Raw genomic sequence first — 21,368 nt, 5'->3', positions numbered from 1 at the left:
ACACAAGCTTTATGATATGCTCAAGCTTATTAGACGAATCAATGAGGTGATTATGACCAAAGTATGGGATGGATTTATTCGCGGCTTTCACTGGTTGTTGGTACTAGGTCTTGCGGTGTTGTATGTCAGTGGCGAGGAAGGCTGGATGGATCTTCATTTTGTCGTTGCTTACTTGATGCTGGCGCTATTTATTACCCGCTTGATCTGGGGGGGGATTGGTAGCCAAACCGCGCGGCTAAGTAGTTTATTTCATCGCCCGCAAGCTGTCATTGCCGCGGTCAAAGGTGACGACAAGCGCTACGGCCACAATGCAGCGGGTAGCTATATGGTATTGCTGTTTTTTGTCTTAATCGCAATTCAGCTTGTCAGTGGTTTGATGAGCACAGATGATATTTTAGTTGAAGGGCCGCTAGTGTCACTGGTGCCTGCAAGCTGGGTAGAGTTAGCTGGAGATATTCACCATGAAACAGTGGAAATTCTGATTGCTGCGATTGTGCTACACATTGCTGCCATTGTTATTTACCGGTTACGTGGCAAGAACTTAGTGAAAACCTTACTGACAGGTAAAGCTCCGGAGCAACCACAAACCGCCCAGCCGGTAATGCGTTCTGGTTGGCCTGCCTATGTGATTTTCGTGGTTTTGGCTGGGTTATTGCTGCTGACTTGGGGCGCCGCGCCACTTAAAGCGCTCTTTGCTTAACGCGCTATTCAGCAATAAATAAGGCACCTTTGGTGCCTTATTTATTGCTGTGCTAACGCTTATTTTTGCTTTAACCACTGGGCGGCTTGTTTTGCAAAATAGGTCAAAATGCCGTCGGCGCCAGCTCGTTTAAATGCCAATAAAGATTCCATAATGCAAGCTTGCTCTGCTAACCAGCCATTGTCGATAGCGGCGCGGTGCATAGCGTATTCTCCACTGACTTGATAGGCAAAGGTTGGTACACCAAACTCGTCTTTGACCCGACGAACGATGTCAAGATACGGCATGCCTGGCTTCACCATTACCATGTCTGCACCTTCTTGTAGGTCTAGTGCTACTTCGCGTAGTGCTTCGTCAGAATTAGCTGGGTCCATTTGGTAGTTCTTCTTGTCGGCACCTTTTAAATTGCCGGCTGAACCCACTGCATCACGAAACGGCCCATAATAGCTTGAGGCATATTTAGCTGAGTACGCCATAATGCGAGTATGAACATGACCCTCAGCTTCTAGTGCATCGCGAATAGCACCGATGCGACCGTCCATCATATCTGATGGCGCGACAATGTCAGCGCCGGCTTCAGCATGCGAAAGCGCTTGGCGGACTAGAATTTCTGTGGTGAGGTCGTTAATCACATAGCCGTTTTCATCTATGATGCCATCTTGGCCGTGGGTGGTGAAAGGGTCAAGTGCCACATCGGTGATCACCCCAAGTTCAGGGCACGCTGCTTTTACCGCGCGCACAGCTTGCTGAGCGAGGCCTTCGGGGTTGTAAGCTTCTTCCGCCATTAAAGATTTTTTATCGGCTGGCGTCACTGGGAATAAGGCAATAGCAGGAATGCCTAATGCGACTAGCTCTTTGGCCTCGGCAACTAAAAGGTCAATGGTAAGGCGCTCTATGCCAGGCATGGATGGAATAGCTTGGCGCTGTTGTTCGCCGGGAATGACAAACATAGGGTAAATTAGGTCATCAACAGTCAGTTGATGCTCACGCATCAGGCGACGAGAAAAGTCATCACGACGCATGCGACGCATCCGCGTATAGGGAAACAAATCTAAACCAGACTGAGCCATTACGGCATCTCCTCTTCGTTACTATATATAACAACCCGATTTCGTCCTTGCTGCTTGGCGCGATATAAAGCCTTGTCGGCGAGATCTGTGTACAAAGTCGGGTTGTGAATATCAGCGGCAATGGCACTATAAATACCTGCACTGATAGTAAATTCAATATTGGCCTCACCAATGCGCAGCACAAATTCTGCTACTTGGCTGCGTAGCTGCTCAGCGATTTCAAAAGCGCCTTCTTCTTGAGTATTAGGTAACAACATCACAAACTCTTCGCCGCCATAACGGAATACTTCGTCAAAGGGGCGCTGGGCGGCATTTTTGAGAATATCTGCGATGGCGCAGATAGCTTGGTCGCCCACTAAATGGCCGAATCTGTCGTTGATAGACTTAAAGTGATCTATATCTAGCATGATAATACTGAGAGTTGATTGCTCACGGCGCGCACGGCGCACTTCCATCATTAGGCGTTTATCAAAATAGCGACGGTTTTTGACTTTAGTAAGGGCATCTTCCATGTTGAGCTTTTCTAGCTCGCGGTTTTTGTCTTCAAGTTCGCGCAATGTCACTTGCAATTCAAAGGTGCGCTCGTCAATGCGCGCCTCCAATTCTTCACTAGCCTGTTCTTGAATTTTTAGCCGCTCTTTGAGTAATGCGTCTTCGGCTTGGCTGGCGGCAAGTTTTTGTTGCTGCGCTTTAAACTTATTGTCACGTTGCACCACAAATTGTTGTGTAAGCAGGTAGCTGACAAACATACTGATAAGGAGTGAGCATAAATAAGTCACTGGGTGCTCAAGCCAAGCTTGATGCAGCCAACCTAATGCCTGACAGGCTTGATAGGTCAAAAAAAGTAACAGCAAAATACAGCTGCTGAGCATCGCTGTGCGATAAGGGTAACCTGCGCGGATGCCAAGGCTAGTGTAAACCAAATAACCGGCGGTGAGGCTTAAGCTCACAACATAACTGATGAGCAGCGCAGTGCTGACAGAAAATACTGATAGCAGCAGTAGCACCGCAATACCAACCAAGCCGGTGATCTCAAGGCTACGTTTAGCGCGGTGAGTGAGGTGTTGTTTGCCCACGGTATGCCAGATAAGCGGCGTAAATAACAAGGTGGCTAACAATACTAAATGCGCTTGTCCATATTGCTGCAGCCACTGCCAGTCCGCATAAATATAGCGATAGCTGAAACCGTAAATATGGATCACCAATAACCACAACGCTGAAACGAGACAAGCGCCGGTGATAAAGTAGGATTTACGAGTGAAATAGTAGAGCGCGATATTGGTAAACACCATTGCCAGCATAAAGCCCGCGAGCAAGCCATAGATAAGGTTAAAGCGGCTCTTATACTTAAGGTATTCAGTTTGTTGCCATAGACTTAGCGAAACAGTTAACGGCCCTTGATGGTGAATTTGAATAAAAATCTGCTTTGACGAATTAGCCAGCAAATGGACTGGCACCAGCTGGGCTTCGTGTTTAATTGGGCGCTTTAGAAGTGGTACCGTGTCACCCAGCGCTAATGTCATGAGGACATGATTTTGCTGCTGAATATAGACAGTAATTTTGTCTAGCAGGTTGTTGTCTAAGCTCATTAACAGCTCGAAGTCCTGATTACTGTGATTGACGAGTTCGGTTTTTATCCACAGCGGTTCATCCACTAAACCTAAGTTTAGCGTTTGGCCTGCATGGGGTTGCCAGAGCACATCATTAAGTTGAGTAACGGCGTTGCTGTTGCTAAGAGAATAACTAAAAGCGATACCTTGCTGGTGGCTAAACTCTTCAGTCACCTCAATGGCGGCTTGGCACAACAGGCTAAAGAGTAGAAGGATAATCGCGCCGCACGATTTATACATGGCTTTGACTCATGAACAGTCGATAAAAGTTAGCACTGGTTTGCTGTTGCAAATGTGCTAAATCGGTGCCTAGCAGCGTCGCGACTTGCGAGGCAATCTCAGGTAAATAGGCCGGTTCGTTCTTGCCGGACTTAGGTTTGGGACGTAGTGTGCGAGGCAATAAATACGGTGCATCGGTTTCTAACAATAAGCGTTCCAGCGGGATTTCAGGCAGCAGGGTGCGTAACTTGTCGCCTCGCCGTTCATCACAGATCCAGCCAGTAATGCCAATATGCAAACCGTAATCCAGATAGCCCATTAATGCGCTGTGGTTGCCGGTAAAACAATGCAGTACGCCATGTACGCGGTAATCTTGCAGGACTTTGAGCATAGTTTCGCTGGCATCGCGTTCATGCAAATACACTGGCAGTTGCAGGCTTTGAGCCAATGCTAATTGCTCGCGCAGCACTTTTTCTTGTTGATCCCGCGGGGAAAAATCACGGTTAAAGTCTAGTCCACATTCACCCACTGCGACGACTTCTGGGCGGCTGAGTAATTGGCTTAAATGCTGCAGATAATTGGCGCTGACCGATTTAGCATCGTGTGGATGCACCCCCGCAGTAGCAACCAGTTGATGGGTTTTGGCTAATTCAGCTGCTTGATTGCTGCCTGCAACATCGCAACCGATTAACAGCAACTGTTGCACGTTGGCTGCTTTGGCACGCGTAACTACCGCAGCAGTTTGCTCGGCAAACTGGCTGCTGGTTAGATTCACTCCGCAATCAACCCAATGGGCAAGCATCTGGCTTCTCAGTACGCGGATGGCTATTTGACGCGTTTCACGCGAATGGTACGATTGGTATCAGCCACTTTCATCAAAAATGAATTCAATACACCTCGTGAAATCACCACTTCGTCGCCTTCTCTGGCTAAGAAACTATCGCTACCGAGTTGTTTCCACACTTGACCGTTATCCAGTACAAATGAGCGTTCCCCCACTGCATTTTTGTTTAATTTGCTGAGTGTAGCGACTAAATCTTGTTGAGCTTCTTCGGCTTGTGTCTTGCGATGTTCAAGACCAAATCGGTTGTTGTCTGGATTGACCGTGTCGGCTTCAGGTGCTTTGCTGTCAGTTACAACCTGTGCCGCTGTTGCAGTTGGTCGAGCCAATTGCTGAGTGGCTTGCAAAGGTTTGCCACCCATTACCGCGTCATAACACACTAAGCGGTTAAAATCGTTTTCAATCATGCGACAGGCTTGTAAAGCTTGTACGTTTACTTCCTGTGCAGAGACAGCTGCGCTATTCAATAATGTGATAGCAGTTACCAACATGAGGATGTTTTTCATTCTACTTTTTCCTGTTCATCTTGTTGTGGTTGCTTAGTGTAAAATGCAGCCAGAATTAAACCAAGTTCAAATAATAATAACATCGGGACAGCAAGTAGCGTTTGTGACAGCACGTCTGGTGGCGTTAAAAACATCGCCACTACAAAGGCGCCGACCACAATATAAGGGCGCTTTTCGCGCAGGCTTTGGGTGGTGGTCATGCCACTCCAACACAGCAGCATAATCGCAACGGGGATTTCAAACGCCACGCCAAAGGCGAAAAACATTTTTAAGATAAAATCCAAATAACTGCTGATATCCGGTGAGAGCGTCATCATGTCAGGGCCTACACTGGTAAAAAATCCCAAAATAATTGGCATGACAACGTAATAACAAAAAGCGATGCCTGAATAAAAGAGAATAATACTGGCGGCTAACACAGGCAATAGCATGCGTTTTTCGTGTTGATATAAGCCAGGCGCTATAAAACTCCAAATTTGGTGCAAGATAAAAGGTACCGCCAAAAATAGCGAGACAAATAAGGTCAACTTGAATGGTGCGAAAAAAGGTGCAGTCACGTCAGTTGCAATCATTGTCGAGTGTGCAGGTAGCTTGGCCACTAAAGGGTCGGCAATAAAGGTATATATATCATTGGCAAAATACACCAATGCAATAAACACAATGAGTATGCTAAGCAAGGCGCGGATCAAACGATCGCGTAATTCAATTAAATGGCCAATAAAGCCAGATGTGTGCTGTTCTGACATAGTCACAACTCAGTAAGTGTCAGTTAATTCATTATTCTTTTGGTGTTTGTGAGTCATGAGTTTTATAACTATGACGCACAGAATCAGCCGCCCGTTGCAGCTCTGCAACGGATTGCTGCAGGTCATTGGAAAGATTTTCCATGCCCTGTTGTTCGGCTTTTTTCAGATTGTTGTGGAGTTCATGAATGCGCAGCTCTTCATTCACTTCCGCTTTAACCGCGTTGGCGTAAGATTTTACGGTGCGCACCCAGCCCATCACAGTTTTGATGGCCACAGGCAAACGCTCTGGCCCCAAAACGACCAAGCCAACCACAAACACCACCACCAATTCCCAAAAGCCCATTGCAGGTTATGCCTTATCTTTCTCTTTGGCGGTATCCGCAGGCGTTGCAGTTGGCGCTTGATCTTTGAGCTGTGCAACGGGCTCATTGGCCTTTGGTTCGCTATTTTCGTCGGTCACAGCCTTTTTAAAACCTTTAACCGCACTACCTAAGTCGCTACCAATACCGCGCAACTTTTTAGTTCCGAACAACAATACGATGATTGCCAGAATGATGAGTAACTGCCAAATACTAATTCCACCAATACCCATGGTAACTCCTATTGTTATAATTGCTTTGTGTTGATTGGATTATACGCCGCTTGCATAAAATATCATCTTGTTTGTGGCTAAGCTTAAGGACATTTGCGCCAAGCTGCATAAAACAGCGCTACACTTACCACTCCGCACACTGATGCCGCTTGAAGATCGCCAGCTAAGTAGCTGATTAGCGTACCAAGCAAGCTGCTGGCGGCTAACATGCCAAGGAGCAAGGCTTTACCTGCAATAGGCGGTGTGGTTGGATTTACCGCAACCGGTGGGCGTTTTAAGCTGTGATAAATTAAATCTGGGATCTCAGGCATTTTTTCAGCCCAAAACGGCAGATTGGCGTAGAATTTTTTCATTACCGCCCAGGGGCCAACTTGTTCCTGCACCCAATTTTCTAAAAAGGGTTTAGCGGTTTTCCATAAGTCGAGCTGCGGGTAGAGTTGTCGGCCTAACCCTTCAACATAGAGTAAGGTCTTTTGCAGTAGCACCAATTGCGGTTGCACCTGCATATTAAAGCGCCGTGCGGTATTAAAGAGATTCACCAACACATGGCCAAACGAGATCTCAGCCAAAGGTTTGTTAAAAATCGGTTCGCATACGGTGCGGATGGCAAATTCGAATTCTTCGACATTAGTGTCGGCGGGCACCCAACCAGAATCCACATGCAGCTGCGCCACTTGACGATAATCGCGATTAAAAAATGCGATAAAGTTTTCCGCCAAATAACGTTTGTCCTCGCGGTTTAAGGTGCCAACAATGCCACAGTCAATGCCGATATATTGCGGGTTGTGTGGATCTTGGCGCGAGACGAAAATATTACCAGGATGCATATCAGCATGAAAAAAGCTGTCGCGAAACACTTGGGTAAAAAACACCTCAACCCCGCGCTCGGCCAACAATTTCATATTGGTGCCTTGCGCCAAGAGTGCGTCGGTATCTGAGACTGGAATGCCGTAAATGCGCTCCATCACCAATACGTTTTGGCGTGAATAGTCGCTGTACACTTCAGGAATATAGAGTGCTTCAGAATCGGTAAAATTACGCCTCAACTGAATCGCGTTGGCTGCTTCACGCAGTAAATCCAGTTCGTCGAGCAAGGTTTTGCGATATTCGCGCACCACTTCGACCGGCCTCAGTCGTTTGCCTTCGCTAAATAAGTTAGCCAAAAGGCGCGCAAAGCGTTCCATTAGCGCCAAATCCGCATGAATTTGCTTGCTAATGTTGGGACGAATCACTTTGATCACGACGTCTTTACGGTGACCATCAAGCTCTAAAGTGGCGGTGTGTACTTGCGCAATTGAGGCAGAGGCCAATGGCGTTGCCGAAAAATCGCCAAATACTTCATCGATATGGGTTAATCCGAGCGCTTGTTCGATTAAAGCTTGTGCTTCATCACCCGCAAACGGTGCAACTTGATCTTGTAAATAGGCCAGTTCAGTGGCGATATCTTCCGGTAATAAATCACGACGGGTCGAAAGCATTTGCCCGAACTTGATCCAGACTGGGCCAAGTGCTTGTAACGCTAGTCTTAAACGCAGCCCAAGGGGCTTTTCTGGGTGTTGATTACGGAGCCAAAATGCACTTTGACGTAATAATTTGGCAGGCCACGGCTGCTTATGCCGAGGCACAAACTCGTCGAGACCATAATGTAAAAACGTGCGGGTAATTTCGTACAAACGCGCAGCTGACACGCATTACTCCTTGATAGTGGCAGGATGTGCGAGCAACGCCTCAATACGTTGTTCGAGCTTATCCACTTGCGCTTTTAAGGTTCGGGTGAGGCTGGTGAATTGTTGCAGTTCCAGCGGGTGAATAGCGACTTTGAGCTCGTCTTGGCACAACTGGGTTAAAGTCTGGGTAAATAGCCCGTGTTGCACAGTGGCGTGACTGCGACCTTGTTGTAATAGCTGCCACAGCTGTTGGGCGGGCGCATCACCAATATAATGAGACAGTTGCTCAGGCCAATCTATATGTAAGTTAGCAAATACTTTGCTGTAGCTTTGCGCCAAGTGAAGGTCGCCTTCTAAATCGAGGCGTTCTTGGCGGATCAGTAAAGTTAACTGACTGGGGTCTTGCAAGCTGGCAAGAGTAGCAAAGTCGGCACTTACCCAGCAGTCACCGCGCTCTGGATAATCAACAAAAACATGAAAGCGCTGCCCAGTAAAAGTAAGCGCCAGTTGTTGTTGCCAGTCGCGGATCTCCACCACTAAAATTTGATGTGCGACCGCTTGCAGCTGCACTGACAGTGCAGGGGCGAGCGTTAATAAACGATTCAAGCCTTGTTCGGCAATGGCACCCAGCACAGGTTTCAGCATAACTCGCCTTAATATTTAAAGCCGCGGTGTAACGCGACAATGCCACCGGTCATATTTTGATAATCGACTTGCTCAAAGCCCGCCTCAACCATCATGGCTTTTAAAGTGTCTTGATCTGGGTGCATACGGATTGATTCGGCCAAATACTTGTACGACTCACTGTCATTGGCAACCAACTGCCCCATAGTTGGTAGCACATTAAATGAGTAAAAGTCATACAGCTTGGAGAGGCTTTCGTGGGTTGGTTTAGAGAACTCCAACACCAATAAACGGCCACCCGGCTTAAGAATACGGTACATTGAACGCAGAGCTTTATCTTTGTCGGTGACATTCCGTAGGCCAAATGCGATGGTGATGACATCAACACTGTTGTCAGGGAACGGCAGTGCTTCGGCGTTCATTTGCACGTACTCGATGTTGCTCACCAGGCCCAAGTTACGTAGCTTTTCACGGCCAACTTTAAGCATAGAGTCGTTGATATCACCCAAAATGACCTGACCGGTATCACCGACTAATTCACTGAACTTAGCGGTTAAATCGCCTGTGCCACCGGCTAAATCGAGCACTCGATGACCTTTGCGCACGCCTGAGCTGGCAATCGTTTGGCGCTTCCATAAACGGTGGATCCCCATCGACATCAAGTCGTTCATGATGTCGTATTTGGCAGCAACAGAGTGAAATACTTCTGCCACTTTGCCAGCCTTGTCTTTGGTGGCGACGGTTTGATAACCAAAATGCGTGGTGTCTGAATGCTTGTCTGTCATGGGCGTGCAAAGCTCGTTAAGCGAAAATCTGTCCTTAGTGTACTTGAAAGCAGCGCACTGGTGCAATTCACTTGCACATTGAGTTACTTAACCTGAGCTTTGGATAAGAAATAGATTAACCCATTGTTTTTAAGGGGAGCATTAACTTTACCCTCATCTAGCCAGCAAATTTTAGGGATAACAAGGCGAATTTACGCACCAATAGCGAGCTATTGGCAGTGAATTCAACGCAATTAGCGTTAAAATTGGCTGCTAGAGATATTAATTATCCAAAGCTCAGGTTACTTACCTTATGTACGGAGATCAAAGCGCGGTGCTGCCGCTGATATAACAGGCTTGACCGAGCGCTTGCGCTTTGTGCGCTGCGCAAGCCGCATGGCGAGCGAGGGCATTAAAGTCCTGCTCGGCCTGGTGCTTGGCAATCCCTAAAGTGATTTTTACCGGTGGTAAATTAAGATTATTTTTGGAGCTGATAAATTTCAGCTTTTCAACACCATTGCGTACTTTTTCCGCGATGATGTTCGCGGTTTCTGGCTCAATGTCGGCCAGCAACACAGTAAACTGATTTTTACTGGTACGTCCTGGCAAGCCACTGTCTTTAACATATTTATGAATTTGCTTGGCGACTTTGTTGAGTACCACTTCACCAACCACATCGCCATAATCCTGACAAAATTCGTCAAGGTTATCTACTTGAATGGCAATCGCGCAAAGTTGTTTGTCTTGCCCTAACCAAAGTTGGGTTTGCTGATTGAGGTAATGGCGCTTGTATAACCCAGATTGCGGATCCAACATATGTTGGCGACGTAATTCATTTAATTGCTGCAGGTTTTTTTGTTGTAATTGACGGGCTTTGGCGAGTTCTTGTTTGAATTGTCGATGTTGCAGCAATAGCGCTTGCGTGTGTTTGTTGAGCTCAGCCAGCGCCCGCTTGGTTTTTGCCACATTGTGTTCGTCCAGTTGGTGAACGCAGACACTGAGCTGTGCTGCAAACTGTGAAACACTGCGCTCTGAATGTTGGGCTTGGCTAGAGAGTGAGGCAATTACGGTATCCACTTGTTTAAGCATAGCCGTTTCTTGGCTGTGGCTGGGGTGAAGATGCTCAAAATACAGATGTTCAATAATGATACTATCGATTGTGTCGTTTTGCAGTGCCGCACGGTCAATTGCTTGGTTCAGAGCAGTAATAGTTTTACTGACATAGGTATAGGCAACCTGATAGTTCAATGGTGTCGGAGGCAGGTGGTGGTGCTCGAGAAATAAGCAAACCTGCGTCATTTTATCTTGTGCCACTGCCATAGGATCATGGAACATCATTACTACTGCAACCTATTTACAAAATATCAACAATAAACATTTGATAACGACTTCGTTGGCGCCTCGCAAGGACTACTGCAAAGGCCAGCTAGGGCGACTGCGATACTGTGCAATCCCACGGATTACTGGTAAATCTGCACTACCATAATCAGTATTTTCTGTATTTAAAAGCAAAATAATGAGGTTGGAAATAGAAAATTTACATATTTGTTCCTGTTCGCTGAAAAACTCAGCAAAAATTCTTATTTTGTTCAGGTTTTAATCGAAGAAAACCGTGGGCTGGTCGAATTTAGTTGCGTCGGGCTTTCACGCTTGGGTATGGTGCGGGGAGAATAATAATTAAGTGAGCTTACCGTGAACCACCTTATCAAACCCTTGGCTGCTGCAATCTTGGCTGTTTCGTTGAGCGCTTGTCAGTTAACAACGAGCGACAGCAACCAGCAGTTTAGCCAGCTCGCCGAAAAAATCATGCAATTTCGCAGTGATATTGACCCTTATCAGCGTGAAGAGCTAAATGCGGCGTATTTGTTACCTAACTTGTCTAGCACCTATTTGGCCGAGGAAAATACCCGCCGCGAAGTGTTTTTAGCCGAGCTTGATAAAATCGAGCGCAGCAAGTTAAGCGCAGAGAATCAAATCAACCTGATCATCTTACGTGACCAAGTACAAAACGCGGTTGATGAGTATCGTTTTAATAGCCACTACATGCCGTTGACCTCAGAGTATGGGTTTCACTCGTCATTGTCGTACATGGTGAATCAGCATAACTTCAAAAAACGCCAAGGCTATGACTTATATTTGCAGCGTTTGTCGCAAGTCCCCCGCTATTTTGCCGAAAATATCGCGTGGATGCGTCAAGGGATGGCAACTGGACTTACTCAACCAAAAGCGGTTTTGGCGGGTTATGAAGATTCAATTAACGCCTACATCGTTGATGACGTGACCACTTCAGAGTTTTATGCACCCTTTAAAACCAATCAGGCGCAGTTACCAGATGCTGAATTTGCTGCGTTGCAAGCCAAAGCCCAACAAGTGATCCGCGAGCAGGTAATCAAGGCCTATCAGGATTATGCGGAATTTTTTGTTAACGAGTATCGCCCAGCAGCAAGAGACAGCATAGGTATTTCAGCAACACCAAATGGTGAGGCGTTTTATGCTAACCGTGCTCGTTACTACACCACAACAGAGATGACGCCAAAGCAAATCCACGAACTCGGATTGCAGGAAGTGGCACGTATTCGTGGCGAAATGGCAGCCATTATCAAGCAAGTTGGCTTTAAAGGCAGTTTTGCTGAGTTTGTCGAGTTTTTGCGAACCGATCCGCAATTTTACGCTACCACGCCAGAGCAACTACTTAAAGAAGCATCTTATATTGCCAAAAAAATCGACGCGCAGTTGCCGAAGTTGTTCCACACTTTGCCGCGCCGCCCTTACGGCGTAGCACCGGTGCCCGCCAGTATTGCACCTAAATATACCACTGGGCGTTATGCTGGCGCCAATAGCGATACTGATGCGGGTTATTACTGGGTGAACACCTATGCATTGGATAAACGTCCTTTGTATGTTTTAGAAGCGCTTACGCTACATGAAGCTGTACCTGGGCACCATTTACAAATCGCTTTAAATGCTGAGCTCGACTACTTACCTGAGTATCGCCGCAATTCCTATATTTCGGCGTTTGGTGAAGGATGGGGATTGTATTCTGAATACTTAGGGACGGAAGTTGGTTTTTATCAAGACCCTTACAGTCAATTTGGTCGCTTAACTTACGAAATGTGGCGTGCAGCACGTTTAGTGGTTGATACCGGCATGCACCTATATGGCTGGAGCCGTGAGCGCGCGATGGATTTTATGAAAGACAATACGGCGCTGTCGCTGCACAATATCAAAACCGAGACTGACCGTTATATCTCGTGGCCTGCACAAGCCTTATCTTACAAAGTGGGTGAGCTGACCATTAAGCGCTTACGTAAAGAAGCAGAGCAAGCGTTAGGTGATGAGTTTGATATTCGCGAGTTCCATCATCAAATTCTCCGCCATGGTTCAGTACCCCTGTTTGTCCTTGAACAACAAGTACGAGCGTATATTCAAGCCGCAAAAACCAAACCGTAATAAAAAAAGCGGCAGAGTAAACTCTGCCGCTTTGCTCACGCTATTAAGCCGTTCTGCCGTGTTGCGAAACTACTGCAGCAAACTTAACAATAACTGATAGAAGTCTTCCTTGCTCTCGCACTTGTCGGCATTGAGCACCAACTGTTGACCAAGGAATAAAGCTTGAGTTTGTACTTGTAAGCGTTTTTGCTCGTCTGTAATGCCATCAATATCACTGACATGGGCAAGACCAATGGTACGGCGCACCAGCTCAGTGCCACAGTAACCCACCGCATCTTTTAGCACCTCACGCAAGAAATACTCGATGTAACCTTGGCTTTGCAAAGACAAATCACGGGTATGAGAATGTGCTAAGGCAGCAAAGCGCGCCTGAAAAACATCTAAAGTTTGATGTATGGTCGAAAGCAAATAAGTATGGAGATCGCGGCGTTTTGGCACGCTACTGACACGGCCATTTTGCGCCAAGTAATTGAGCAATAAGTTGCCAATAAATGAGCCTAAGTCGAAGCCAATAGGGCCGAAAAAACCAAATTCAGGGTCAATCAGCTTAGTATTGTTGGCATCAACAAAAATACTGCCACTATGCACATCGCCATGTAACAGAGTTTGAGGTGAGCTGAAAAACTTGGCTTTTAATTTTGCTACAGCGAGTTTAAGTGCGGCGTTTTGCTGTAGTTTAGCGACTTCACTGCTTAACGCTGATGGATAATTATTGCGTTCCGCTTGACGATATGGGTCATCAAAAAAGAGGTCTTCGGTGATGGCACACAAATCCGGATTGATAAATTCGCTAACCAAGGCCTTTTTTTCAGCTGGAGAAAGATAAAAATCGCTGTGATAAAAACTGGTACTGGCAAGATAAGTGGCCACATCGCGACCCAGCGCAGGGAAAGTGCTACCCGAGTTTAATTCGCCACGTAAAATCGCCAAGTGGCCTAAGTCTTCCAGAATGGTAAGGGCTAACGTATCGTTTTGATGTAGTACTTTGACGGTGTGGTTTGGACAAACGGCGCCGTGGCGGTTTAACACCGAGGCTTCGATACGGGCGCGGTCAAGGCTGAGCGGCCAGCTTTCGCCGACACAACGCGCATAGGGGAGTGCTTGTTTCACAATGACACTGTGACCCTGTTGGTCTTCCACCCGAAACACTAAATTTAAGTTACCGTCACCAAATTCATAGCAGTTTAAAACCGCGTCTTTTGCAAAAAATTCACCTAAATTTTTTACGTACTCAAGCGCTTGTGCGCTATCAAAGGCGATGTATCCGGCCATGATTGCCACCTTAAGAAATAAACTGAATATAGCATTCTATATTTTTAAACGTTTGGATGTCTACACATCTTGCTATCTTTATGTAAAATGCTCTTTAAGTCAGAAATGCAAGGGGGAATCATGAAAGAGCTAATCGCGCGCAGTTTAAAATACCAACAGGGCGTAGTAAGTGTGTTGGATCAGTATCTCTTACCTCATCAAGAAGTGTGGCACGAGTGCCGTACGGTGGCGGAAATGGCGGAACTGATCTTGACCTTGAAAGTCCGTGGCGCCCCCCTAATTGGTTTAGCGGCGACTTTACTAGTGGCGTATTTGGCGGAGCAAGGTGCAGATAAAGCAGCGCTGGCTCAAGCCATCGATGAATTAGAAGCGACTCGCCCAACTGCAGTAAACTTGATGCATTGCATGGGTAAACTACGCGGCGCATTGCAAGCCACTGACTTTGCAAGCCAAGTGGTTGCGACCGCTGAGATGCTGTTTGAAGAAGACATCGCGCTGTGTGAGCGCATGGCGAATCTTGGCGCTGAGCTGGTAAAACAAGGTGATAACATTCTTACTCATTGTAATACCGGTGCGTTGGCAACGGCGGGGATTGGCACCGCCCTAGGTGTGATCCATCAAGCCCATGCAGCAGGTAAAGACATTCATGTCTGGGTGGATGAAACCCGTCCTTTACTGCAAGGTGGCCGACTAACCGCTTATGAATTGGCCTGTTGGGATATACCGTATACGCTGATTTGCGACAATATGGCGGCAAGTCTAATGGCGGCAGGCAAGGTCGATAAAATCTTTGTTGGTGCAGACAGAATTGCAGCTAACGGCGACTTTGCCAATAAAGTGGGCACTTATAACCTCGCGGTGTTGGCCAAACATCACAACATTCCCTTTTATGTGGTGGCACCCGTTACCACGTTGGATGTGGTTTGCCCCAATGGTAAAGCGATTCCAATTGAAGAACGCAACCCGCTAGAAGTAACCGGAGTCAGTGGCAGTTTTGGTAGTTGCCAGTGGGCGCCGCAAAACGCCAAGGTGTTTAATCCTGCTTTTGATGTCACACCGGCTGAACTAGTGATGGGTTGGGTGCTTGATACCGGTGTGTATGATCAACACGCGGTAGCACAAGGTGCCTTGTTGCACGTGTCATAATTGCCAAGCTATGTATCTCGTTGGCAGTTCTTGTTGTGCTGCCAATTGAACCTCTAATTCAACCTCTAACCTTGCTACTAGCCAGCAAAATTATCACCTAACTACTACGCAGACATTTACCTTTACACTTTACCGTTTGTTTATCCTAATTAATTTGATACCGTGATGAGCTTTAAAATATGAGCACATCTTCAATATGTAGCCCGACTTAACGTCAAGCAGATAGCTGTATTGAGTTCGTCATGCTCAAAATTAAGGATCAATAATCCATATGGCAGTGTGTAGGTTATTTTCTCCGTACAGGGTGTGCGCACTATGTTAGCAGATAAAACTAGGCAACCGGGGTTAGATTTTCTGCGTGCCTTTGCCATTATTTGGGTCATGCTTTTTCATACTGGTACGTTACGGATAGAGATGCCCATAGCCGTTTTTTCTAATTTAGGTTGGATGGGAGTTGACCTATTTTTTGTGCTGAGTGGTTTTTTGATAGCACGCCAGCTTTTTCGTTTTGTCGCTACCGGCCAGTCGATTTCATTGTCGCAATTTTATCTGAGTCGGGCGCTGCGAATTTTACCCGCATTCTTAGTTGTGTTGGGGTGCTATTTTGTCTTTCCTGCTATCCAAGAAGGGAGAGGATTGCCCGCTCTGTGGCAGTTTTTTACTTTTACCGTCAATTTGTTTGTCGATCTCAGCACAAACACGTTTTCGCATGTTTGGTCACTTTGTGTAGAAGAGCATTTCTATCTCGTCTTTCCATTACTTGCCATGTTGTTGCGAGGCAAACATCTGGCAACCAAAGTCATAGTAGTCTGTTTAGTGATAATGATTGCTGGTGCCTTTTTGCGTTCGCAGTTATGGCATGCAGACTGGGTATTTCCTTTTGGCAAACACTATATGATGTATCTCTACTACCCAACATACTCGCGTTTAGACGGGCTAGTTGCGGGTGTTATGCTTGCCGCGCTTGCGGTGTTTATGCCTAAGGTTTGGTCAAAAGTTCAGGCGCATAACCATTGGGTGATGGGCGTGGGGCTTGTGGGGATGAGTGTCTCCATTTGGTTATTCCAAGACAGGTTAAGTTTTATTGCAACGGTGCTTGGCTTTCCGATATTGGCGATAAGTTTTGCCTTTATCGTCGCAGCGGCATCGAGTGCCGCTAACGTACTTGGACCACGTATAATCCCAGTAGTGAGCTTTATTGCTGCGATTTCGTATAGCTTATACTTGACGCACAAGGCCGTGTTTTTTGTAGTTAAGACGCATCTAAACGATTGGGCAACCATTCATCCTGTGGTGGCCTTTGCAATCTATAGTGGTGCTGCGCTGGTTGTCGCTTCCCTACTTTATTTTGCGATTGAGCGGCCATTTTTGCGGTTGCGTTCACGTTTCTTTCAGCCCACAGAAGCTGCTTTAGTCAACCAAAATACCCAAACCGCAAGCTAATTGCTATGACAGCGCTTTATTTCTTTAATCAAAGCTTTTGCTAATAGGGTCGCGGAGTGGTTTTTCGAGGTGATCAACATTACTGGAATTTGGTAGGAATATTGCTCTGGGGAAATCGCTTTAAATAAGCCCTTATCCACCCAATAGCTGGCGTAGTGCTCTGGCAAATAACCGATAAATTGGCCGGATAAAATCAAATGCGCGATGCCTTCATCGTGATAAGCGATGGCGGAGTTTTGGTAGTTCAAGCCATCATTACGGATCTCTTTGTCGCGCATGTAGTTACTGGTGATAACCTCGGCACTTTTGAGTAGTTGTTTGGTTTTTTCAGGATCCGCCGTAAATAACGGGTGGTCTTTGCCACAATATAAGTAGTTAATTTCGTTATACAGTGGAAAGTAGTCCAAACCGCGTAGTTGATGACGGCTCACCCCAAGCCCAATCAAAGAGCGTCCGTTAACCACCGAGGTTTCCACTTCGCGCGCTTCACAGACGTTGATATCAAACTGAATTTGATCGCTTTTGGTTTTGAGTGCAGCAATCGCGCGGGCTACGCCACAGCGAGGATCACTGACCATAGTATCAATGACGGAAATGGTCACGCGCCCCGAGAGCTTTTGTTTCGAGTTAGCCACCGTATTGGCAAAGGCCTCACATTGCTGCAAGAGTTCAAGCGAGGCTTGATAGGTCACGCGGCCTGATTCGGTGATTTCAAAGCCACTGCGCCCACGTTTACAGAGCTTAAGCCCAAGGCGAACTTCTAAATCCGATAAATGCGAACTAATGGTCGAGCGGCCGATATTGAGACGAGTCTCGGCTGCGGACAAACCACCACATTCCACAATAGCGACAAAAATACGTAACAAGCGCAGGTCAACGTCATGAACTTGCATGGCAAACTCCCGAACTTTTAGTTCGATAAAATCGGAATGAATGCCGATTATTATGCATTTATAAAACTACAGCAGCAAGCTAGCATGACGAGCATAATCAACCTCATTGTAGGTTTAGGTCACTGTTGCATGGGTAAGTGCCGTGCCTCATTCAATACAACAGTGCGAATAAGAACAGCAAGTTAGGAGTTTCGAATGCAGTTTAATTATGGTGTTGACCAACTCGACTTAGATATCGTGAACGGTATCGCAGAAGGTCGTATTGAGGCCGTATTGTGCCAAGCCGCGATTGATAAAATTAATAATAGCCGTCGCAACGTGGACGTTATGGCCAATTCTGACAAAGCCATTTACGGTATTAACACGGGATTTGGCCCGCTGTGCGATACGCAAATTTCACCGGCTGAAACGCACCTGTTGCAAAAGAACCTTCTGATCACGCACGCCGTGGGTGTGGGTGAGCCGATTGCAAAATCGATTTCAAAACTGATGTTGATCACCAAAGTACATGCTCTCAGCCAAGGCTTTTCGGGTATTCGTCTGGAAGTGGTTGAGCGTATGCTTAAGTTTATCGAGCTGGACTTAATTCCTGTCGTGCCAGAGCAAGGCTCAGTGGGTGCATCGGGCGACCTGGCGCCGCTGTCACACTTATTTTTGCCATTAATTGGTGAAGGTGAGTTTTGGCAAGGTAATGGAAGCGTGTCTGCTGCAGAGGCGCTACGTGAACACGGGTTAGAGGCACTTGAGCTGCATGCCAAAGAAGGCCTAGCGCTTATCAATGGTACCCAGTTTATTTTGTCGCATGCCATTACTGCACTAACAAAAATGCGTTATTTGTTAGACCTTGCGGATCTTGCGGGTGCGATGAGTATCGAGGGCATGCAAGGCAGCCAATCACCGTTTAGAGCAGAGCTGCACGAAATTCGTGCCTTCAAAGGCAACGTAGAAGTAGCGGCGCGCATGCGTAGGTTCTTCACAGGCTCTCAAAACATGGCGTCGCATACCAATTGCGCGCGTGTGCAAGATCCGTATTCACTGCGCTGCATTCCACAAGTGCACGGTGCATCACGCAACGCCTTCTATCACTTAAAAGAACTGGCTGAAATCGAAATGAACTCAGTCACGGATAACCCGATTGTGATAAGCGCAGAAGAAGCGATTTCAGGCGGTGGCTTCCACGGTCAACCATTGGCAATGGTGCTGGATTATGCGTCGATTGCCGCAGCAGAGCTGGGTAATATTTCTGACCGTCGTTGTTATTTATTGCTTGAAGGTTTGCACGGTTTACCACGCTTACTGACTACTGCGGGTGGTTTAAACTCGGGCATGATGATCCCGCAATACGTGACAGCGGCATTAGTTACTGAGAACAAATCACTGTGTTTCCCGCCATCAGCGGACAGCGTACCGACGTCTATGGGTCAAGAAGATCACGTGTCGATGGGCAGTATCTCGGGTCGTAAACTGAACCAGATTTTAGGTAACCTAGAAAAAATCTTCGCGATTGAATTGATGTATGCTGCGCAAGCGATTGATTTCCGTCGTCCAAACACGTGTTCAGCGATCATCGAAGAAAACTTTGCCATTATCCGTGAAAAAGTCGCCAAACTCGAAGAAGACAGACTACTTAAGCCAGACATCGATGCGATGGTGAAGTTAGTGAAATCTCAAGCGTTTAAAGTTAACTAAGGGAGCGAAGTGATGACGTTTCAAGACATAATCAAGCAAGGTATTCCAAGCGAATTACCGGCTGCAAAACCTTATCCTGCGGATGCTAACCGTGCACCAAAGCGCAAAGACATTCTAACGCCTGCGGAAAAGCAACTGGCTATTCGTAATGCGCTACGTTACTTCCCGAAAGAATGGCACCAAGAATTAGCGGCCGAGTTTGCACAAGAGCTGAAAGATTTTGGCCGCATCTACATGTATCGCTTTAAACCGAACTACGACCTTAAAGCGCGCTCAATTGCGGATTACCCTGCAAAATGCCAACAAGCCGCAGCTATTATGTTGATGGTGGACAACAACCTTGATCCGGCGGTAGCACAGCATCCAGAAGAGCTTATCACTTACGGTGGTAACGGCGCAGTTTTCCAAAACTGGGCGCAATATTTATTGACCATGAAATACCTCAGCGAAATGGAAGAAGACCAAACGCTACACATGTATTCAGGTCACCCTATGGGTCTGTTCCCGTCATCAAAAGACGCGCCGCGCGTGGTGGTGACTAACGGTATGATGATCCCGAATTACTCTAAACCCGATGATTGGGAGCGTTTTAACGCACTCGGTGTAACCCAATACGGGCAAATGACAGCGGGTTCGTTTATGTACATTGGCCCGCAAGGCATTGTACACGGAACGACTATTACCGTGATGAACGCCTTCCGTAAAGTGCTTGCTAAAGGCGAAAGCCCGAAAGGTAAGATTTTCCTAACGGCCGGCCTTGGTGGGATGAGTGGTGCGCAGCCTAAAGCAGGTAATATCGCAAACTGTATTACCGTCTGTGCGGAAGTGAATCCAAAAGCGGCGACTAAGCGTCACCAACAAGGTTGGGTGGACGAGCTTATCGACAACATGGATGCCTTGATTGCGCGTGTACAAACCGCACAAGCAAACGAAGAAGTGGTCTCGATTGCCTACATTGGTAACGTGGTCGATGTATGGGAAGCCTTCTATGAGCACAATATTTTTGTGCATTTAGGATCAGACCAAACGTCACTACACAACCCGTGGTCGGGCGGCTACTACCCAGTGGATATTAGCTACGAAGAATCGAACCGTTTGATCCGCGAAGAACCAGAGGTGTTCAAACAAAAAGTACAAGCGACCTTGAAGCGTCACGCCGATGCGGTGAACAAGCACACAGCGCGCGGCACCTACTTCTTTGACTACGGCAATGCGTTTTTGTTAGAAGCCTCGCGTGCCGGCGGTGATGTGATGGCCGAAAACGGTATTGATTTCAAATACCCGTCTTATGTACAAGACATCTTAGGCCCAATGTGTTTTGACTATGGTTTTGGTCCATTCCGCTGGGTGTGTACTTCGGGTAAACCAGAAGACTTAGACAAGACGGATGCAATTGCCGCAGAGGTGCTGAACAACATCATGGCCGAGTCGCCAGAAGAAATTCAGCAGCAGATGCAAGACAACATCACGTGGATCAAAGACGCCAAGCAGAACAAGCTGGTGGTTGGCTCTCAAGCGCGTATTTTGTACGCCGATGCGCAAGGCCGGATGGAAATCGCGAAAGCCTTTAATGACGCGATTGCGCGCGGTGAGATTGGCCCTGTGGTACTGGGTCGTGACCACCACGACGTGAGCGGCACGGATTCACCTTTCCGTGAAACCTCGAACATTTATGATGGCAGCCGCTTTACCGCCGATATGGCGATTCACAATGTGATTGGTGATGGTTTCCGTGGCGCGACGTGGGTGTCAATTCACAATGGTGGCGGAGTAGGTTGGGGCGAAGTGATCAACGGTGGCTTTGGTATGCTGCTTGACGGTAGCGCCGATGCCGAGCGTCGTTTGCAGTCGATGCTGTTATTTGATGTGAATAACGGGATCGCGCGTCGCAGCTGGGCGCGTAACGAAGAAGCTAATTTTGCGATTAAGCGCGAAATGGCTCGCACGCCAAAGCTGAAAGTGACGTTAGCAAACCGTGTTGACGACGAGATCATTAATAACTTGTCGTTTTAATTGAACGAGCAAGGTTAACCCTCTGGGTAATAAAATGGAGGCGGTTGCCTCCATTTTATTTTCGGCCCTAAACCACCTACTTCAGTAGGTGGTTATCATCAATTAGGCTTTGCCTGAAAGAAT

The 21,368-nt window shown here is 47.0% G+C and carries 19 protein-coding genes; 6 read left to right on the top strand and 13 right to left on the bottom strand.

Features of this window, described 5'->3' with window-relative positions:
- Nucleotides 1–52 precede the first annotated feature (52 nt).
- Nucleotides 53–700, top strand: coding sequence for a cytochrome b/b6 domain-containing protein (locus tag ACFOEE_RS17420; protein WP_377127302.1), 648 nt, complete (start codon nucleotides 53–55; stop codon nucleotides 698–700).
- 59 nt (nucleotides 701–759) lie between these two features.
- On the opposite strand, the gene hemB is transcribed toward ACFOEE_RS17420, so the two are convergent.
- From hemB to ACFOEE_RS17365, 11 genes are all read right to left on the bottom strand, one after another.
- On the bottom strand, nucleotides 760–1,770 hold the full coding sequence (gene hemB, locus ACFOEE_RS17415; protein WP_377127299.1) for a porphobilinogen synthase: 1,011 nt from the start codon (nucleotides 1,768–1,770) through the stop codon (nucleotides 760–762).
- On the bottom strand, nucleotides 1,770–3,620 hold the full coding sequence (locus ACFOEE_RS17410; protein ID WP_377127295.1) for a sensor domain-containing diguanylate cyclase: 1,851 nt from the start codon (nucleotides 3,618–3,620) through the stop codon (nucleotides 1,770–1,772). The genes hemB and ACFOEE_RS17410 overlap by 1 nt, the downstream gene beginning before the upstream one ends.
- Nucleotides 3,613–4,401, bottom strand: coding sequence for a TatD family hydrolase (locus tag ACFOEE_RS17405; protein ID WP_377127292.1), 789 nt, complete (start codon nucleotides 4,399–4,401; stop codon nucleotides 3,613–3,615). Before ACFOEE_RS17405 ends, ACFOEE_RS17410 begins: the two co-directional genes overlap by 8 nt.
- A 23-nt stretch (nucleotides 4,402–4,424) precedes the next feature.
- A complete protein-coding gene (locus ACFOEE_RS17400) occupies nucleotides 4,425–4,946 on the bottom strand; it encodes a hypothetical protein (protein WP_377127289.1) in 522 nt (173 codons plus the stop codon).
- Entirely contained in the window at nucleotides 4,943–5,692 is a 750-nt protein-coding gene (gene tatC / locus ACFOEE_RS17395; RefSeq protein ID WP_377127286.1) for a twin-arginine translocase subunit TatC, read from the bottom strand. Before tatC ends, ACFOEE_RS17400 begins: the two co-directional genes overlap by 4 nt.
- A 31-nt stretch (nucleotides 5,693–5,723) precedes the next feature.
- Nucleotides 5,724–6,035 (bottom strand): Sec-independent protein translocase protein TatB, encoded by a 312-nt coding sequence (tatB, locus tag ACFOEE_RS17390; RefSeq protein WP_377127283.1) that lies wholly within the window; start codon nucleotides 6,033–6,035, stop codon nucleotides 5,724–5,726.
- Nucleotides 6,036–6,041: 6 nt separating this feature from the next.
- Entirely contained in the window at nucleotides 6,042–6,284 is a 243-nt protein-coding gene (tatA, locus tag ACFOEE_RS17385; protein ID WP_377127280.1) for a Sec-independent protein translocase subunit TatA, read from the bottom strand.
- An 83-nt stretch (nucleotides 6,285–6,367) separates the two neighbouring features.
- On the bottom strand, nucleotides 6,368–7,972 hold the full coding sequence (gene ubiB / locus ACFOEE_RS17380; protein ID WP_377127277.1) for a ubiquinone biosynthesis regulatory protein kinase UbiB: 1,605 nt from the start codon (nucleotides 7,970–7,972) through the stop codon (nucleotides 6,368–6,370).
- A gap of 3 nt (nucleotides 7,973–7,975) precedes the next feature.
- A complete protein-coding gene (locus tag ACFOEE_RS17375; protein ID WP_377127274.1) occupies nucleotides 7,976–8,596 on the bottom strand; it encodes a ubiquinone biosynthesis accessory factor UbiJ in 621 nt (206 codons plus the stop codon).
- Between the two features lie 8 nt (nucleotides 8,597–8,604).
- Nucleotides 8,605–9,360, bottom strand: coding sequence for a bifunctional demethylmenaquinone methyltransferase/2-methoxy-6-polyprenyl-1,4-benzoquinol methylase UbiE (gene ubiE, locus ACFOEE_RS17370; RefSeq protein ID WP_377127271.1), 756 nt, complete (start codon nucleotides 9,358–9,360; stop codon nucleotides 8,605–8,607).
- A gap of 303 nt (nucleotides 9,361–9,663) precedes the next feature.
- A complete protein-coding gene (locus ACFOEE_RS17365; protein ID WP_377127268.1) occupies nucleotides 9,664–10,677 on the bottom strand; it encodes a GGDEF domain-containing protein in 1,014 nt (337 codons plus the stop codon).
- Nucleotides 10,678–11,031: 354 nt separating this feature from the next.
- On the opposite strand from ACFOEE_RS17365, the gene ACFOEE_RS17360 reads away from it, so the two are divergent.
- Nucleotides 11,032–12,789: a DUF885 domain-containing protein gene (locus ACFOEE_RS17360; RefSeq protein WP_377127265.1), complete on the top strand. Its 1,758-nt coding sequence runs from the start codon at nucleotides 11,032–11,034 to the stop codon at nucleotides 12,787–12,789.
- 69 nt (nucleotides 12,790–12,858) lie between these two features.
- Here the strand turns inward: ACFOEE_RS17360 and mtnK are convergent, their stop codons facing one another.
- Nucleotides 12,859–14,061 carry an S-methyl-5-thioribose kinase gene (gene mtnK / locus ACFOEE_RS17355; protein ID WP_377127262.1) on the bottom strand — a complete coding sequence of 401 codons (1,203 nt, stop codon included), beginning with the start codon at nucleotides 14,059–14,061 and terminating at the stop codon, nucleotides 12,859–12,861.
- A gap of 120 nt (nucleotides 14,062–14,181) precedes the next feature.
- Here mtnK and mtnA point away from each other — a divergent pair, with 120 nt between their 5' ends.
- Both mtnA and ACFOEE_RS17345 read left to right on the top strand, forming a co-directional pair.
- Complete coding sequence (gene mtnA, locus ACFOEE_RS17350) at nucleotides 14,182–15,207, top strand: S-methyl-5-thioribose-1-phosphate isomerase (RefSeq protein WP_377127259.1); 1,026 nt, start codon at nucleotides 14,182–14,184, stop codon at nucleotides 15,205–15,207.
- Between the two features lie 315 nt (nucleotides 15,208–15,522).
- Nucleotides 15,523–16,650 (top strand): acyltransferase family protein, encoded by a 1,128-nt coding sequence (locus tag ACFOEE_RS17345; protein ID WP_377127256.1) that lies wholly within the window; start codon nucleotides 15,523–15,525, stop codon nucleotides 16,648–16,650.
- On the opposite strand, the gene ACFOEE_RS17340 is transcribed toward ACFOEE_RS17345, so the two are convergent.
- Nucleotides 16,647–17,543 carry a LysR family transcriptional regulator gene (locus tag ACFOEE_RS17340; RefSeq protein ID WP_377127252.1) on the bottom strand — a complete coding sequence of 299 codons (897 nt, stop codon included), beginning with the start codon at nucleotides 17,541–17,543 and terminating at the stop codon, nucleotides 16,647–16,649. The two genes, ACFOEE_RS17345 and ACFOEE_RS17340, sit on opposite strands and share 4 nt — an antisense overlap.
- A 195-nt stretch (nucleotides 17,544–17,738) precedes the next feature.
- Here ACFOEE_RS17340 and hutH point away from each other — a divergent pair, with 195 nt between their 5' ends.
- Together hutH and ACFOEE_RS17330 are read left to right on the top strand one after the other, a co-directional pair.
- Nucleotides 17,739–19,232 carry a histidine ammonia-lyase gene (hutH, locus tag ACFOEE_RS17335; RefSeq protein ID WP_377127249.1) on the top strand — a complete coding sequence of 498 codons (1,494 nt, stop codon included), beginning with the start codon at nucleotides 17,739–17,741 and terminating at the stop codon, nucleotides 19,230–19,232.
- A gap of 12 nt (nucleotides 19,233–19,244) precedes the next feature.
- Nucleotides 19,245–21,245, top strand: a complete 2,001-nt coding sequence (locus tag ACFOEE_RS17330; RefSeq protein ID WP_377127246.1) for a urocanate hydratase — start codon at nucleotides 19,245–19,247, stop codon at nucleotides 21,243–21,245.
- The last annotated feature ends 123 nt before the right edge of the window (nucleotides 21,246–21,368 follow it).

It is taken from the genome of Pseudoalteromonas fenneropenaei, assembly GCF_042643375.1.
In the GTDB taxonomy this organism is placed as follows: Bacteria; Pseudomonadota; Gammaproteobacteria; order Enterobacterales; family Alteromonadaceae; genus Pseudoalteromonas; species Pseudoalteromonas fenneropenaei.
Note: the sequence above shows the minus strand (reverse complement) of the source record. Positions and strands in the feature narration are given on the sequence as shown.

Bases quoted from the DNA above. Each gene is read 5' to 3' on its own strand.
- ACFOEE_RS17405 (WP_377127292.1), bottom strand. From the start codon at position 4,401: ATGCTTGCCCATTGGGTTGATTGCGGAGTGAATCTAACCAGCAGCCAG.
- ACFOEE_RS17365 (WP_377127268.1), bottom strand. From the start codon at position 10,677: ATGATGTTCCATGATCCTATGGCAGTGGCACAAGATAAAATGACGCAG.
- ACFOEE_RS17340 (WP_377127252.1), bottom strand. From the start codon at position 17,543: ATGCAAGTTCATGACGTTGACCTGCGCTTGTTACGTATTTTTGTCGCT.
- hutH (WP_377127249.1), top strand. From the start codon at position 17,739: ATGCAGTTTAATTATGGTGTTGACCAACTCGACTTAGATATCGTGAAC.
- ACFOEE_RS17400 (WP_377127289.1), bottom strand. From the start codon at position 4,946: ATGAAAAACATCCTCATGTTGGTAACTGCTATCACATTATTGAATAGC.
- ACFOEE_RS17375 (WP_377127274.1), bottom strand. From the start codon at position 8,596: ATGCTGAAACCTGTGCTGGGTGCCATTGCCGAACAAGGCTTGAATCGT.
- tatC (WP_377127286.1), bottom strand. From the start codon at position 5,692: ATGTCAGAACAGCACACATCTGGCTTTATTGGCCATTTAATTGAATTA.
- ACFOEE_RS17345 (WP_377127256.1), top strand. From the start codon at position 15,523: ATGTTAGCAGATAAAACTAGGCAACCGGGGTTAGATTTTCTGCGTGCC.
- ACFOEE_RS17420 (WP_377127302.1), top strand. From the start codon at position 53: ATGACCAAAGTATGGGATGGATTTATTCGCGGCTTTCACTGGTTGTTG.
- hemB (WP_377127299.1), bottom strand. From the start codon at position 1,770: ATGGCTCAGTCTGGTTTAGATTTGTTTCCCTATACGCGGATGCGTCGC.
- ACFOEE_RS17410 (WP_377127295.1), bottom strand. From the start codon at position 3,620: ATGTATAAATCGTGCGGCGCGATTATCCTTCTACTCTTTAGCCTGTTG.
- ubiE (WP_377127271.1), bottom strand. From the start codon at position 9,360: ATGACAGACAAGCATTCAGACACCACGCATTTTGGTTATCAAACCGTC.
- ACFOEE_RS17330 (WP_377127246.1), top strand. From the start codon at position 19,245: ATGACGTTTCAAGACATAATCAAGCAAGGTATTCCAAGCGAATTACCG.
- tatB (WP_377127283.1), bottom strand. From the start codon at position 6,035: ATGGGCTTTTGGGAATTGGTGGTGGTGTTTGTGGTTGGCTTGGTCGTT.
- mtnK (WP_377127262.1), bottom strand. From the start codon at position 14,061: ATGGCCGGATACATCGCCTTTGATAGCGCACAAGCGCTTGAGTACGTA.
- tatA (WP_377127280.1), bottom strand. From the start codon at position 6,284: ATGGGTATTGGTGGAATTAGTATTTGGCAGTTACTCATCATTCTGGCA.
- mtnA (WP_377127259.1), top strand. From the start codon at position 14,182: ATGAAAGAGCTAATCGCGCGCAGTTTAAAATACCAACAGGGCGTAGTA.